The organism is Cardiobacterium hominis (assembly GCF_900637305.1).
GTDB lineage: Bacteria > Pseudomonadota > Gammaproteobacteria > Cardiobacteriales > Cardiobacteriaceae > Cardiobacterium > Cardiobacterium hominis.
Window position 1 is genome coordinate 1,881,142 of sequence record NZ_LR134365.1, and the last position, 14,362, is coordinate 1,895,503.

At 59.1% G+C, this 14,362-nt stretch carries 15 protein-coding genes and 3 tRNA genes; 5 read left to right on the plus strand and 13 right to left on the minus strand.

All coding sequences use genetic code 11. From position 1 onward, the window contains the following. Positions 1-35: 35 nt before the first annotated feature. The 6 genes from EL199_RS09155 to EL199_RS09180 all read right to left on the minus strand — a co-directional run bounded on the left by EL199_RS09155 (position 36) and on the right by EL199_RS09180 (position 6,352). On the minus strand, positions 36-2,036 hold the full coding sequence (locus tag EL199_RS09155) for a UvrD-helicase domain-containing protein (RefSeq protein WP_004142061.1): 2,001 nt from the start codon (positions 2,034-2,036) through the stop codon (positions 36-38). Positions 2,037-2,084: 48 nt separating this feature from the next. Then, positions 2,085-2,315 carry a hypothetical protein gene (locus tag EL199_RS09160; RefSeq protein WP_004142060.1) on the minus strand — a complete coding sequence of 77 codons (231 nt, stop codon included), beginning with the start codon at positions 2,313-2,315 and terminating at the stop codon, positions 2,085-2,087. Positions 2,316-2,412: 97 nt separating this feature from the next. Then, positions 2,413-3,663 (minus strand): tetratricopeptide repeat protein, encoded by a 1,251-nt coding sequence (locus tag EL199_RS09165; protein ID WP_004142058.1) that lies wholly within the window; start codon positions 3,661-3,663, stop codon positions 2,413-2,415. 54 nt (positions 3,664-3,717) lie between these two features. Beyond that, on the minus strand, positions 3,718-4,389 hold the full coding sequence (locus EL199_RS09170) for a hypothetical protein (RefSeq protein WP_004142056.1): 672 nt from the start codon (positions 4,387-4,389) through the stop codon (positions 3,718-3,720). Between the two features lie 56 nt (positions 4,390-4,445). Next, entirely contained in the window at positions 4,446-5,306 is an 861-nt protein-coding gene (locus EL199_RS09175; protein WP_040355796.1) for an alpha/beta fold hydrolase, read from the minus strand. After that, the gene (locus EL199_RS09180; protein ID WP_004142050.1) at positions 5,303-6,352 is read right to left on the minus strand and encodes an NADP(H)-dependent aldo-keto reductase; all 1,050 of its coding nucleotides are present in this window, start codon (positions 6,350-6,352) and stop codon (positions 5,303-5,305) included. The genes EL199_RS09175 and EL199_RS09180 overlap by 4 nt, the downstream gene beginning before the upstream one ends. Positions 6,353-6,487: 135 nt before the next feature. On the opposite strand from EL199_RS09180, the gene exbB reads away from it, so the two are divergent. The 3 genes from exbB to EL199_RS09195 are packed head-to-tail and all read left to right on the plus strand — an operon-like array spanning position 6,488 to position 8,194. Beyond that, positions 6,488-6,925, plus strand: coding sequence for a TonB-system energizer ExbB (gene exbB, locus EL199_RS09185; protein ID WP_004142048.1), 438 nt, complete (start codon positions 6,488-6,490; stop codon positions 6,923-6,925). Further along, entirely contained in the window at positions 6,922-7,317 is a 396-nt protein-coding gene (locus EL199_RS09190; RefSeq protein WP_004142046.1) for a biopolymer transporter ExbD, read from the plus strand. The genes exbB and EL199_RS09190 overlap by 4 nt, the downstream gene beginning before the upstream one ends. A 1-nt stretch (position 7,318) precedes the next feature. After that, the gene (locus EL199_RS09195) at positions 7,319-8,194 is read left to right on the plus strand and encodes an energy transducer TonB family protein (RefSeq protein WP_004142039.1); all 876 of its coding nucleotides are present in this window, start codon (positions 7,319-7,321) and stop codon (positions 8,192-8,194) included. Between the two features lie 442 nt (positions 8,195-8,636). Here EL199_RS09195 and EL199_RS09200 read toward each other — a convergent pair. The 6 genes from EL199_RS09200 to EL199_RS13335 all read right to left on the minus strand — a co-directional run bounded on the left by EL199_RS09200 (position 8,637) and on the right by EL199_RS13335 (position 12,742). Further along, positions 8,637-8,713 (minus strand) — tRNA-Asp (locus EL199_RS09200). Between the two features lie 58 nt (positions 8,714-8,771). Next, positions 8,772-8,848 (minus strand) — tRNA-Asp (locus EL199_RS09205). Between the two features lie 5 nt (positions 8,849-8,853). Beyond that, positions 8,854-8,929 (minus strand) — tRNA-Val (locus tag EL199_RS09210). A gap of 131 nt (positions 8,930-9,060) precedes the next feature. Next, positions 9,061-10,203, minus strand: coding sequence for a mannitol-1-phosphate 5-dehydrogenase (locus EL199_RS09215; protein WP_004142037.1), 1,143 nt, complete (start codon positions 10,201-10,203; stop codon positions 9,061-9,063). 13 nt (positions 10,204-10,216) lie between these two features. Then, entirely contained in the window at positions 10,217-12,079 is a 1,863-nt protein-coding gene (locus EL199_RS09220) for a PTS mannitol transporter subunit IICBA (RefSeq protein WP_004142036.1), read from the minus strand. 411 nt (positions 12,080-12,490) lie between these two features. Beyond that, a complete protein-coding gene (locus EL199_RS13335) occupies positions 12,491-12,742 on the minus strand; it encodes a LysR substrate-binding domain-containing protein (protein WP_315861903.1) in 252 nt (83 codons plus the stop codon). On the opposite strand from EL199_RS13335, the gene EL199_RS13340 reads away from it, so the two are divergent. After that, entirely contained in the window at positions 12,632-12,937 is a 306-nt protein-coding gene (locus EL199_RS13340) for a hypothetical protein (RefSeq protein ID WP_232008285.1), read from the plus strand. The two genes, EL199_RS13335 and EL199_RS13340, sit on opposite strands and share 111 nt — an antisense overlap. Continuing rightward, positions 12,889-13,305, plus strand: coding sequence for a hypothetical protein (locus EL199_RS09235; RefSeq protein WP_197719328.1), 417 nt, complete (start codon positions 12,889-12,891; stop codon positions 13,303-13,305). Before EL199_RS13340 ends, EL199_RS09235 begins: the two co-directional genes overlap by 49 nt. 30 nt (positions 13,306-13,335) lie before the next feature. Here EL199_RS09235 and EL199_RS09240 read toward each other — a convergent pair whose 3' ends face one another. After that, a complete protein-coding gene (locus EL199_RS09240; protein ID WP_126316065.1) occupies positions 13,336-14,310 on the minus strand; it encodes an IS30 family transposase in 975 nt (324 codons plus the stop codon). Between the last annotated feature and the right edge of the window lie 52 nt (positions 14,311-14,362).

Below are 14,362 nucleotides of genomic sequence, written 5' to 3' on the forward strand. Positions count from 1 at the left end.
GTGGCATTGCAAGCAGCCCCTGGTTTTTCTGCGGCTTATTGTCGCAGCATTGTTTGTAATCCGGCAAAGAAATCTTCGTTTTTTTTCTGTTCGATGACGGGGTCGGGCGGGGTGCGGCCGTCGTGCCATTGCACGCCGTCTGCGGGCAGTTCGTCGAGGAAGCGGCTGGGTTCGGTGGTTTGTAGTTCGGCGCCGCGCCGCCGCGCTTTGGCATATGACAAAAGCAGGGTTTCTTTGGCGCGGGTCATGCCAACGTAGAGCAGGCGGCGTTCTTCGCGCTCGCCGTCGTCGTTGTCCATGCTGTTGCGGTGCGGCAGCAGTTCTTCTTCGCAGCCGGCGATGTAGACCACCGGGAATTCGAGGCCTTTGGCGCTGTGCAGGGTCATGAGCTGGATGGCGTCTTCTTCTTGTTCCTGGCGGTCGAGGATGTCGAGCAGGGTGAGGTGCTGCATCAGGCCGTCCAGGGTTTCAAAGCGTTCTTCTTGTAGTTTGGCTATCCAGGCGCGCAGTTGGCTGATGCGTTTTTGCCGCACTTCGATTTTTGCCGGGGCTTTGTGCAGTTCGAAGAGGTAGTCGTCGTATTCGATGTCGTTGATGACGCGGTTCAGGATTTCCAGCGGCGGTTCGCTTTCGCCGTCGCGCTGCATGGTTTGTAGCCACTGGATGAAGGTTTGCAGGTTTTGGTAGGGTTTGCCGCCGATTTCGTGGGCAAAGCCGACTTCTGCGGCGGCGACTGAGAGCGCCACGTGCCGCCGCGCCGCGTATTCGCCCAGTTTGGCGAGCGTTGCCGCGCCGATTTCCCGCTTCGGGGTATTGACGACGCGGAGGAAGGCGGCGTCGTCGTCCGGGTTGTTGATGAGGCGCAGGTAGCCGAGCAGGTCGCGGATTTCGCTGTGCTCGAAGAAGCTGGTGCCGCCGCTGATTTTGTACGGCAGGCTGAGTTCGCGCAGTTGTTGTTCGAAGGTGCGCGCCTGGAAGTTGCTGCGGTAGAGGATGGCGAAGTCGCTGTTTTTTTTGTTGTCGCGGATTTTGCGCAGGTAGATGTCCTGCACGATTTGTTCGGCTTCGGCTTCGTCGCTGCGCGCGCAGATGACGTGTACGCCCTCGCCTGCCGTCAGCTCCGACCAGAGTTTTTTTTCGACGACGTGCGGGTTGTTGGCAATCAGGGTGTTGGCGGCGGCGAGGATTTGTTGGTGGCAGCGGTAGTTCTGTTCCAGTTTGACGGTTTTCAGCGCCGGGTAGTCTTCGTGCAGGTGGGCGATGTTCTCCGGCCGCGCGCCGCGCCAGGCGTAGATGGACTGGTCGTCGTCGCCGACGGCGGTAAATGCCGCGCCCGCCCCGGCGAGCAGTTGCAACAATGCGTACTGGCAGTCGTTGGTGTCTTGGTATTCGTCAACCAGGAGGTAACGCACGCGGTGCTGCCAGCGCTCGCGCACCGCTTCGTGTTCGCGCAACAGCGCCAGCGGCAGGGCGATGAGGTCGTCAAAATCGACGGCGTTATACGCGCGCAGCCGCTGGTCGTAGTGGTGGTAGATGTGCGCCGCCAGCACTTGCGCTTCGTCCTGCGCCAGCGTTTTTGCCGCCGCCGCGCTGATGTTGGCGTTTTTGTAGGCGGAAATCTGCGCCTGTAATTGCCGCACCATCGCCTCGTCTTCTTGTTTGCTCAGTTCTTTGACCAGCGTCGCGCCGTCGCGCGCGTCAAAGACGGTGAAGTTGCGGCGCAGTCCGGCAGCGAGGTGTTCTTTTTGCAGGATGTCCAGCCCGAGGCGGTGGAAGGTAGAAATGTGCAGGCCGCGCGCCTCCTTGCCAAGCAGCGCCCGCACCCGCTCGCCCATCTCGCGCGCCGCCTTGTTCGTAAACGTCAGCGCGAAAATACCGTTCGCCGGATAACCCGCGGCGCGCACCAGCCAGGCGATTTTTTGGGTAATCACGCCCGTTTTGCCGCTGCCCGCCCCGGCGACGACGAGCAGCGGCCCGCCGAGGTAACGGACGGCTTCGGTTTGTTGTGGGTTCAGGGCGGGGGGGATGGCGGTCATGGGCGGGACGGGTGAAAACGGGCGGGCATTTTATAGCGGGGGATAGTGCTACTCCAGCCCCGCCGGCGCGCGGTAGCGGTTAAGGTCGATTTGTCGCGTAAACAGCGCTTTGATTGCCGCCTGGTGGCTGATGGCGAGGCAGAGGGTGTCGGGTAGCGCGGTTTTCAGTGTTTGCATGAGGCGGCAGGCGGCGGCGGCAAGCAGCGCCCAGGCAACGCGGTTGTGGCGGTTGAACCAGTAGGGGGCGATGAGGCGGAGGAAGCGGTGGAGGGTTTGCATGGCGGTGGCGGGGGGGGGGTGGTTTTTGGATCGTGCGGCGGCATGCAGGCCGTCGCAAAGCCGCAAAAAGCGCCCCGTGGGGCGCTTGGCTGTGCGGTTATGGCGCGGTCGTGTTTTTGCGTTCGTCCAGCAGGCGGTTGATGTCGTCTGCCGGTTCGCCGAGGGCGCGCAGTTTGTCGATAGCAGCGTCGTTGCCAAGGCGCAGGGATTCGCGGTAGTCCGCCTTGCGGCTGTCTGCGGTGGTGGTCGGGTCTTCGGGATCGGCGAGGTCGGCAACTTTTTGGTAGGCAAGCGCCACGGCGGTTTTGTCGCTCGCCGCCGGTTCGCAGGCGCTGCCGTATTCGTAGTTTTCGATGGCGCGGCGGTAGTGCTGGCGCGCCCGCACGGGGTCGGCCTCAACGCCTTCGCCGTTTTCATACATGGCGGCGAGCGCCATTTCTGCCGCGATGGTGGCGGCGCGGCTGTACCAGCTGTAGGCCTCGGTCAGGTTTTTCGCCACGTTTTCGCCGTGACGGTAGATGTTGCCGAGGGTTTCGGCTGCTTTGGCGGCGCTGTCGGTCTGGTCGTAGCCTTCAAGCGCCGCTTTGCGGTACCAGCTGCGGGCGGCGGCGGGGTCGCTCGTGCGCAGTATTTCTGCCAGTTTGTAGCGCGCTTCGGGTTCGCGTAGGCTGGCGGCGGCCTGGTAGTAGGTGCGGGCTTTGTCCGGGTCGCTATCGCGGTAGTAGTCGCCCAGGCGCAGCGCGGCGTGCAGTTCGCCGCCTGCTGCGGCTTTTTGGTACCAGTCGTGCGCCTGTTCGGGCTCGTCAGGCTGGAGGAGGTCGCCCAGTTTCCAGGCGGCGCGCGCGTTGCCCGCGGTGGCGGCTTTTTCGTACCACTGGCGCGCTGCGGCGGGGTTTTCGTCGGCGTCGTAGTGGTCGCCGAGGGCCTCCATTGCCGGGACGATTCCTTGTGCGGCGGCTTTTTTCTGCCAGTCGGTGCCGTCAAAGCCTTGGTCGTTCAGGATTTTGCCGTATTCGCTCTGCGCGACGGGGTCGCCTTGTTCGGCGGCGGTTTTCAGGTATTTTTCGGCGGAGACGTTGTAGTCGCGCGCGCTGTAAAGGCGGGCGAGCTGGTAAGCGTAGCGCGGGGTGTCCGGGTGGGCGGCGTAGCTGTTTTCGCAAGCCAAGCGCAGCGCGTCCCAGGTGGTGCTGTCGTCTTCAAAGCGCGGCGGGGTTTCTGTGCCGGGTGCGCCCGCCGGGTTGCCGGGGTGCATCGGGTCGGCGACGCGGTCGCATTGGGCGGTGTCGCTGTCTTCGGCGTGGGCGAGTTGGGCGGCAAGGAGGAGGGTGAGGAGGAGCGGGGTTTTCATTGGGGTTCCTTTTGGGGTTTTACATACACTTTGAGCGCTCAGGTGTATGTGGTTTTAGGGTTTGGCTTCGCTCAGCATTTGGATGATGCGGTCGGAGAGCGCTTTGCGCGCGGCGGCGTTTTCGGCGTCGCGCGCGCCGCAGACGAGTTTGTAGAGGAAGGCGTTCAGCGTGATGGCGGCAACGCCGGCGGCGATAAGGAATAGCAGCAGGAGCAGCAGGCCGGCAGTGATTTGTTTGGCGAGGGCGATGGCAAGCAGGATGCTGCTTATCCAGACGATGATGTCGAGTACTCTCAGGGAGAGTGGTTTTTTGAGCTGGAAGATGGCGGGCAGTCGGTCGGCGCGCCAGCTGGTTTTTTGTAGGGTGTAGTTGTGAAAGGCGATAAATGGCCCGCTATTACTGCCGCGCGGGACTATCCAGACGGCTGCCGCATCGTGTCCGTCGCGCAGGGCGATGTCCCAGTCAGTCATGGCAAAGTCTTCTTCTTGCCCGCTCGTTTGGTTGCGCAGGAAGTATTTGTCGTGGATGCGGGTGTGGCTGGTGGTGGTGATGGGGTTGATTTTGCCGCGTACTTTGCCGTCCAGTCCGGTATGGATATGGCCGTCGCCACCGCTGGTTTCGGTGTAAACGGTTCGTTCTTTGTTGACGCCTACGGCGATGCCACGGTGGATGTTGATGTTGCAGTGGTATTTGTCGTTGTAGTGGAATTCTTCTTTTTCGGCCATGTTGGTTCCTTTTGGGGTTTTACATACACTTTGAGCGCTCAGGTGTATGTAAGTGGTTATAGCGGTTTTTCCCGCCAGAATTGTTTGATGGCGGCGGCGACGGCTGCGGGGTGGTCCATGTGCAGGTGGTGGCCGCCGTCGAGTTTGGCGACGCGGATGTCTTGTGTCAGGCGGTAGCGCTCGGGCAGGTAGTGCCAGTGCGCGGTGAAGCCTTCGTTGCCTTCGATCATGAGGACGGGCGCAGTGATGCGCGGGATGAATTCTTGGACTTGTTCTTCGGAGAGCATCATCGGTTGCCATACGGTGAGGCGTTTGTCGCTGATAAAGCGGTAGCCCTGCGCTTCTTCGATGAGGTTGCGCCGCACCAGACGTTCGGCGCTTTCCGGCCGCATCGCGCCCGCCTTGATGCGCGCGGCGACAAGCGGCGCGAGGTCGTGGTAGTAGCGGGTGCTGCGCGGGTTCATGTAGTCCATGGTCAGCAGGCGTTCGCGCATGCGCTCCGGCAGGTCGTTGTGGTTGGAGACGTAGGGCGTGCCGTAGCATTCGATGCAGACGAGGCGCGCGATGCGGTCGTGGAAGGTGCCCGCCAGCATGCTGGCGACTGCCGCGCCCAGCGAGTGGCAAACAAAGTCTATTTTTGTAAGCCCCAGGGTTTCGGCGGCGAACATGGCGTCGCGCATGTGGTCGGTAAAGTGGTAGCCGGCGCCGAGCGGGCGGTGCGCGCTGCGCCCGTGGCCGGCGAATTCGAGGGCGATGAGCGAGGTGTTGTCGTCAATGAGGTGCGGCGCGAGCGGGGCGAAGCTGGCGGCGTTGTCGAGCCAGCCGTGCAGGGCGAGGACGATGTGTTCGCCGTCGCCCCAGCGCTGTCCGGCGAGGCGGATGTGGGGCAGGTCGATGCTGATTTCGCGGGGTGTCATGGGCATGGGTTGCTGATTTCGGCGTGGATGGTGTCAATGGCGGCGAGGGTGTCGTCGCTCAAGTTGATGTCGATACTGGAGATGTTTTCGGCGAGCTGATCGAGCGTGGTCGCGCCGATGATGTTGGCAGTGACGAACGGGCGGCTATTGACGAAGGCAAGCGCCATTTGTGTGAGGCTGAGTCCGGCCTGTGCGGCGATTTGTGCGTAGCGCTCCACGGCGGCGAAGCCTTGCGGCTTGGTGTAGCGGGTGAAGCGCGCAAAGCGGGCGATGCGCCATTCGGGTTGCCACGGTTTTGTGCGGTATTTGCCGCTGAGCAGGCCGAAGGCGAGCGGTGAGTAGGCGAGCAGGCCGATGTTTTCGCGCAGGCTGATTTCGGCGAGGCCGACTTCGTAGCTGCGGTTGAGCAGGTTGTAGGGGTTTTGGATGGAGACGGCGCGGGTGCGCTGGGCGTGTTCGCTTTCGCGCAGGTGTGCCATCACGCCCCAGGGGGTTTCGTTGGAAAGTCCATAGGCGCGGATTTTTCCGGCCTGGACGAGTTCGTCCAACGCGGCGACGGTTTCTGCCAATGGGGTGAGGTCGGCAGGGTCATCCAGCGCGCTCATGCCGAGGCGGCCGAAGTAATTGACGCGCCGCTCGGGCCAGTGCAACTGGTAGAGGTCGAGGTAGTCGGTGTGCAGGCGGGCGAGCGAGGCGTCGCAGGCGGCGTGAATTTGTGCGCGGGTGAAACGCGAACCGCCGCGGATGTAGTCCTGGCCGTCGTCGCCGCGCGAGGGGCCGGCGATTTTGCTGGCGAGGATGATGTCATCGCGTTTGCCGCGGCGCTTCAGCCAACTGCCGAGGTATTGTTCGGTGCGGGTGTAGGTCTCGCGCCCCGGCGGCACGGGGTACATTTCGGCGGTGTCGATGAAGTTCACGCCCCGCTCAAGGGCGTAATCGAGCTGCGCATGCGCCTCGGCCTCGCTGTTCTGCTCGCCGAAGGTCATGGTGCCAAGGCAGATGACGCTGACGTCAATGCCGGTCTGGCCAAGTTTGCGGTACTGCATGGGGTTCTCCGTAAAAGCGCGTACCTTACCATCGCGCGAGGAAAGTGCAATGCACCGAGATAAGAATCCCTCTTGTTTACAGCTTAATGCTGCCCGCGTATAGTGGCGCCTCTATTAACTCGCGAGGACTCCAACATGGAATTTCTGAAAGCACACGTCGATTACATCATTCTTGGCATACTCGGCCTCATGAGCCTAATCATGCTGTGGAAAGTGGTAGAGCGATACATATTCTTCGCCCGCATGGACGTGCGCGATTACCCCAATATCCATGAACTCAATATCGCGCTGGAACGCAATCTGACGCCCATTTACACCATCGGCTCCAATGCGCCGTATGTGGGACTGCTGGGAACCGTCACCGGGATTTTGATTACCTTCTACGATATGGGACAACACGGCGGCAATATTGACGCGGCACAAATTATGGTCGGCCTCGCGCTTGCCCTGAAAGCGACCGCACTCGGCATCCTCGTCGCCATACCCTCCATCATGTTTTACAACATGCTCTCGCGCAAAGTCGATATCCGTCGCGAAAAATGGCTGTCTTACCAAATCGGGAATGCGCGATGAAAAAATTTGACCAAATCAACGTTATTCCCTTCATCGACATCATGCTGGTATTGCTCGCCATCGTCTTGATGACGGCAACCTTTATCGCCCAGGGAAAAATAGACGTCAATCTGCCGACCTCAAAATCACCCGCCGCGCTGCATTCCGAAGACACGCTGAAACTCATCACCATCGATAAAGACGGCATCTACTATTTGAAAGACGGCGAAATTGTCGATGAAAAAATCAGCGTGAACGAACTGGAAAAAATCGTCGAAAATTGGCCGGAAAACCAGCGCGTCACCCTGAAAATAGACGCCAAGACGCCCTTCCAGCATTTCATCGAAATCCAAGAAATGCTGAAAAACAAAAAATTCCGCGTCGCTGTACTCGCCGTACCAGAGGAGAAATAACATGGCCGGATACAGCCGGGCGAGAAGCGCGGCGGCCTTTTGCCTCTCGCTCGCCGTACACACCGCGCTCTTTGGCGGCGGATGGTATCTCTACCAAAGCGGGCGCGCCGCACCCGTTGCGGTTGAAAACGTATTGGGCTGGGAATCGCTGGAATACCTAGTCACAGAAGAACACGCCCCCGCGCCGCCACCTGCGTCCGAACCTCCCCCGCCACCGCCGGAACCGGAGCCTGAACCCGAGCCCGAACCAAAACCCCAACCCGTCGTCGAAGAAAAAGCCGCGCCGGTAGAAATCAAAAAAGAACCGCCGCCCCCGCCGAAAAAAGAAGAGCCCAAAAAAGAAAAGCCCAAAGAAAAGCCCAAACCGAAAAAAGAAAAACCGAAAGAGCCGCCCAAGCCCAAAGAAAGACCCAAACCGCGCGAAGAAGCGCCGCCACAACCCGTGCCGCAAATCCGCGAACGGCCGCAAATCACCCCGCCTGCGCCGCGCCCGGTCAATATCGCGCCGCCCGGTAACAATAACTACGGACAAACGCCCAATGCCGCCGCCAATAACGGCAACAAGGCCAATGGCGGCTCCGCGAACGGTGCACAAAGCGGCAACAAACAAAGCGCAGCCAGTTACAACGCCGGACTACAAGGACGCCTCGCCAGCACTGTACAAAAACGCAAAGGCCGCATCCGCGAACGCGGCACGGCGAGCGTCGGCTTCGATATCCAGCCGAACGGCCAATTCACCAACATCCGCATCGAACAAAGCTCCGGCGTACAGCGCATTGACGACCTCATCCTGGAATCCGTGCGCAGCGTCGGCCGCTACGACCCGCCACCGGACGGCCGCACCATCCACAGAACCATCCCGCTCAACGTCAAATAAATCTTTCTCTCCGGCAATCTCACGCCGACCAGACCGCGCGCGGTCGCGTCGGCGGCGTTGCCAATCGCAACAAAAACCACCAAAAGAAACATACAGGCAAGGACGGCAGCCTTTACGGCATGTCGATGAGTCACGGCTTTAACCTCAAACTATCGGCCAAAACCTATCTCGACGCCGGAACGGCCGACGGTTTTGATCTGGTAAACCTGACACAGTTGCGCGGGAATCTCCGGTAAAGGAAACATATTCAAGTCAGCATCGGGAGTTTTTTTCAAAAAAATTTTTAGAGCAAGCCCCCATTTGCATTACTTCAATCTGCAGAAAATTAAAACAACACAGGCTGGGGCATAAGCAGAATAGCCATATCAGGAATTCAGACTTTTTTACAGACGAAAAAAAACCGCCTTGCGGCAGCTTCGTCTATTTCGGAATCTTTGTGAAATGGCGGAATGGACGGGACTCGAACCCGCGACCCCCTGCGTGACAGGCAGGTATTCTAACCAACTGAACTACCACTCCGCAGTGGTGATGAGCGATGAAAAAAATCCGCGAACGGATTTGATTGGGAATAAGGAAATGGCGGAATGGACGGGACTCGAACCCGCGACCCCCTGCGTGACAGGCAGGTATTCTAACCAACTGAACTACCACTCCGCGATTGGTGGGTACTATAGGACTCGAACCTATAACCCTCGCCTTGTAAGGGCGATGCTCTACCAATTGAGCTAAGCACCCGCCGGTGGAAGAAGCGCGCATTATAGTGATTTTTTCGTGGCGGGCAAGTCTTTTTTCGTGTTTTTTCGCATTCGTTCCGGCGAAAAAATATCCACCGCGTGGGTGGATATTTTTTGTTTGTGAAATCCGCTTTATAGCGCTTGATACGCCGCTTCGATTTTGGCGACGACTGCGGTGTTGTCGAAGTCGCTGTATTTTACAAGCGTCGCAGCGATGCCGTGTGCCTGCCGGTAGTACTGCATTTCGACCGCCTGCGGGTCGTCTGGGTTGTGGTAATGCAGGGTCGCGGCGATGGCACGCACGGTGGCGTCGTGCGGCAGGTCGTATTCGAGCATGCCGTTTAGCGGTTTGATGAAGCGCTCTTGCGCGCCCAGTTTGCGCAGCGGCTGACGCGCGACGCGGTCGATGTCGTCATGCAGGTAGGGGTTGGCGAAGCGCTTGAGGATTTTGTCGATGTAAGCGCGGTGAGCAGCGGGATCAAAGGCGTAACGGCGGATGAGTACCGCGCCGCTTTCTTTCATCACGGCTTCTGCTGCCTGGCGCACGGCGTCGTCTTGCATGGCCTCGCCGACGGTTTTTTTGCCCGCCAGCTGGCCGAAGTAGGCAAGCGCGGTGTGGCCGGTGTTCAGAGTGAACAGTTTGCGCTCGATGAAGGCCATCAGTTTGTCGGTGGCAATCATGCCGGCGATGGCGGGTACGGCGCCTTTGAATTGGGTGCTATCGACAATCCATTCGCTAAAGACTTCAACGGTCACGGCAAGCGGGTCGGCGTCGCCACCACGCACCGGCGGCACGATGCGATCGACAGCGCAATCCACGAAGCCGGTATTGGCATCAATGAGCGCAGCGTCGTCGCCCGCAGCGGTCAACACTTTTTCTTTGAGGAAGCTGCTGCCGCGTACCATGTTTTCGCAGGCGATGATGTTGAGCGGTGCGCCGCCAGCGCGGTAGCGCGCGGCGAGGCTGCGGGCGAGCAGGGGTGCCAGGATTTCCAGCACGGGCGGGCCGACGGCGGTGGTGACGAGCGTTGCGTCGCTGATTTCGGCGGTAACGGCGGCTTCATCGCCGGAGTTGATGCCGCGCACGTTTTTCACGGTTTCTTTTTGGTCAACACCTTCGCCGACGACGTGCACGGTATAGCCGTGGTCTTGGTTCAGGCGGTCAATGACGGTCATGTTGATGTCGGCAAAGACGACTTCGTAACCGGCTTCGGCAAGGATTTTGCCGATGAAGCCACGGCCGATGTTGCCGCCGCCGAAGTGTAGTGCTTTCATGGGGCGCTCCTAATTAGCGGCTGAGGATGTCCAGCACCGCTTGCGGGTCGCTGGTGTTTTTCAGCATTTCGATGTCGGCTTCGCTGTCGAGCGCGTTGGTGAGCGCAGCGATAACGCCGATGTGTTCGTTGTTCTGCGCGGCGATGCCGATGACGAGATAGGCTTTTTCGTTCGGATCGTTGGAGAAGCTGACGCCTTCCGGGTACTGGCAGAAGACGATGCCGGTTTTCAGCACCGCGTCTTTGGCGACCAGCGTGCCGTGTGGGATGGCAATGCCTTCGCCGAGGTAGGTGGAGCTGTCGTTTTCGCGGGTAATCATCGCTTCGACGTAATCCGGGGTGACGAAGCCGCCTTCGACCAGTTTGCGCCCGGCGAAGCGGATGGCTTCTTCTTTGCTGAGCGCACGACGGCCGAGGAAGATTTGCTCCAGGCCGAAGGTGTAACGCGGCGCGCTGCTGCCTTTTGCTTTGCTTTCTGCTGCTTGTGGCGGGTGATGACCGACTTTCAGCTTGGCGACGATTTGGTCGTAAAAGGCGCGGTCAAGGAAGTTCTGCAAGGAGAAATGCAGCGCGTCGGGGCGATAGGCCTGGGCGCGGGCAGTCAAATCCTGGTGGGTGATGACCATGCGCGCGTCTTCCGGCAAATCATTGATAGCGCAGTTTTTCACCGCAATATCCAGCCCTGCTTCCTGTACCTTCTTGCGCAGGATGCTGGCGCCGGTGGCGCTGGAGCCCATGCCCGCATCGCAGGCGACGTACACGGTTTTCACGTCGTCAAACTGATGCGCATCGGTACCGGTGGCAAGTTTGAGCGACTGCATCTTGTCGCGCGCGGCGGAGAGTTCCTCATCACCGGAGGCGGGCATGCGGCGCACAAAAACGCTGGCAACAAGGAACGACACCACGCAACTGGCGGCGACCGCACAGAGTACCGCGGCATAACCGCCTTTGGGCGTCATCGCCAGTACGGCGAAAATCGAGCCCGGAGAGGCGGGAGAAATCAGACCGCCGTGCATAAAGACGAGCGTGAAGACGCCGGTCATGCCGCCCGCAATCACTGCCAGCAGCAGACGCGGATTCATCAGCACATAGGGGAAATAAATTTCGTGAATGCCGCCGAAGAAATGGATGATGGCAGCGCCGCCTGCGGTTTGCTTGGCGGAACCCTTGCCGAGCAGCATATACGCGAGCAGTACGCCGAGGCCGGGGCCGGGGTTCGCTTCAATCAAGAAGAAAATGGAGCGGCCAACTTCTTGCGATTGCGCAATGCCGAGCGGCGAGAAAATGCCGTGGTTGATGGCATTGTTCAGGAAGAGAATCTTCGCCGGTTCAACGAAAATCGAGGTCAGCGGCAGCAGATCATGTTTGACGAGAAAATCCACACCGGCCGCGAGCGCACCGGAAAGCCCTTTCACCGCCGGCCCGATGACGACAAACGCCAACAGCGCCAACAACATACCAATAATGCCGGCGGAAAAATTGTTCACCAGCATCTCGAAACCGCTCTTGATCTTGCCCTCAACGGCCTGGTCAAACTTCTTGATAGACCAGCCGCCGAGCGGGCCGACAATCATCGCGCCGAGGAACATCGGAATATCAGTACCGACGATGACGCCCATCGTGGTAATCGCACCGACCACCGCGCCGCGATCACCGCCAGCGAGCTTGCCGCCGGTATAACCGATGAGCAGCGGCAACAAATACGTAATCATCGGGCCGACTAACTTGCCAAGCGACTCATTCGGCAACCAGCCCGTCGGAATAAACAGCGCGGTAATCAAACCCCAGGCGATGAACGCACCAATATTGGGCATCACCATATTCGAAAGGAAGCGGCCAAACCGCTGCACCTTCAACTTCGCCGATTCAGAAAACATACAGCCTCCGCAAAAAAAATGAAATTAAAGAAACCGCCGCGCATCATAAGCCATTTCCCCATCCCGATAAACAGCAGCTCACAGATGACTAATCAGCCGTATTTCCCCGTCCCGTCGAACGGGAAAACCAAACTCGGTAGCCATACACTTATCACATTTTATCTATTCGTTTTTACAATATTTTTCAAACAATTCCGCACCCACTAATATGCGCAGCAATCTGCCCATACAGACGTTGACCGCGACCTTAAATGGCTTACCGCGGTCCATCAGCCGCTTATAAAATGCTTTTATCTTCGACGCAAAACGCTGCCGTAGCTAGGGTTTATCAAGAAACCTTACTTCATTGCTCACGTAGCGAGGGGGGCTATCCGCTGAATTGCAAACACACTCCAAGGAGGTTTTTTATTTTCAGCCTGCCTGCCCTGCCAACACCTCACCCAAGAAATCCGCCACCGCGCAGATTTTTGGTGAGCGGCGCAGGTCTTCGTGCAGCACCAGATAGATGTCAGCAGCAAATTCTTCTTTTTCTGCCGCATCGTTCAGCCCGACTTGCACGAAGCCGTCTTCGGGGCGGTCGCAGAAATCGGGCAGGAGGCCGATGCCGGTTTCGGCGGCGATGGCGGCTTTGATGAGGTCGAAGTCGTTGCAGGCGAGGATGATTTTCCGCCCGGCGAGTTGTTCGGTTTGCCACAGGCCATGCGCCCCGGCGATGTTCAGGCAGAGAAAGGCTTGCTCGTCGCGCGGACGGTTTTTCAGGTAAGCCGCGCGGGCGTAGAAGCGGTAGCGGATAGGGCGCAGACGGCGGTTTGGGCGGTGAGCATTTCAGCGCGCTCGTATCTGCTGACGGCACGCTGAAAGGCTTTGCCCATATTTCGCTGGATTTGGCAGGCAAGCCTTTGCCAAGCCGTGAACGCAGTGAACAGGTCGCCCGTAGCTTTCTGCAAACGGCGGCACCGGATTTGCTGGCGTGCCTGGAAATCAGCTGGATTGCGCCGCATGACGAGCCGATTCGCATCGCACGCGACGACCACAGCGAAACCGTTATCTTGACCGGCATGAAGGTAAAAATGCGCAATCTCGCTGACGGCCGCTGGCTTTGGGTTATTGTCGGCAGCGACGAACGCCCGATGATTTTTGAACGGGACATTGTGTGGATTACCTTCCCAGGCCACCGCAAGACGGAGCAATGGCTGCATGACAGCTGGCTTGAAAAGAGACGGTAGTGTGCTGGTCGGTCTATTTACGGCGAATTGTCAAACCAAGTGCAACGTCTTGTCAAAATGTAGTTCATAAGGTGTCCTCCACTGCAAACATTTGCGCGGGCGGTTATTCAATGCCAGCACCGCCTTTTCAATGTAATCATCTGGATATTGCGCAATATCCTGATGCTTCGGAAAATATTCACGCAACAAGCCGTTGGTGTTCTCGTTCGTGCCGCGTTGCCACGGCTGGTACGGCGGCGGAATGTATATTTTTATCCCCAACGCCTCCGCCACCACCGCATGCCGCGCAAATTCCTTGCCCCGGTCTGGCGTGATGCTGAGCACCGTCTGCTCGCGCAAGGCTTCAATCATCGCCGCATTCACGCCGTCCGCCGTCTTCTTCTCCAGCCGAACGCACCGCAGATAGCGGCTTTTGCGGTCAACCAACGTCAGCAACACCGCACCACCCACCACGCCTGCAACGGTATCGGCTTCCCAGTCGCCCATGCGCTCCCGCGCCTGTGCCTCTGGCGGACGCGCCGACAGCGCATGCTCAACCGGGAAGTTATCACGTGTCGGCTCGCCCTTGCGCCGCCGCTTCTTGCCACGGTGGCGCAGCCTTTGCTTGCCGCTTATCACCCAGTCGAGGTCATTGAAACGCCCGGCGTAGATACCGCGGTAGATAGTGGCGTAGCTGATGGCGTGCGGGCGGCCTTCGTGGCGCAAGCGGTACTGAATCTGCTCCGGCGACCAGTGCAGTTTTAGAAACCTCTCCTTGATCAGGGCAAAAAGTTCCGGGTCATCAAGTTTACGCTTGCGGCGGCAGAGTTTACGCCTGCTGTCGTATTTCTCCTGCGCCTTGTTGGCGTCGTAGCTTTCGCCATCGCTATTGCGCTTCAGTTCGCGCAAGATGGTGCATCTGTGGCGCTTCAGCATGGTGGCAATAGCGGCGGGGCTATGACCTTGGTTGAACAAGGTCATTATGCAACCCCGCTCAATGGGCGTAATATGACTGTAGGCATCCATTTTCGGTCTCCTGCAATGTTTTGATGTTTTTTGCAGTATCGCTTATGGATGT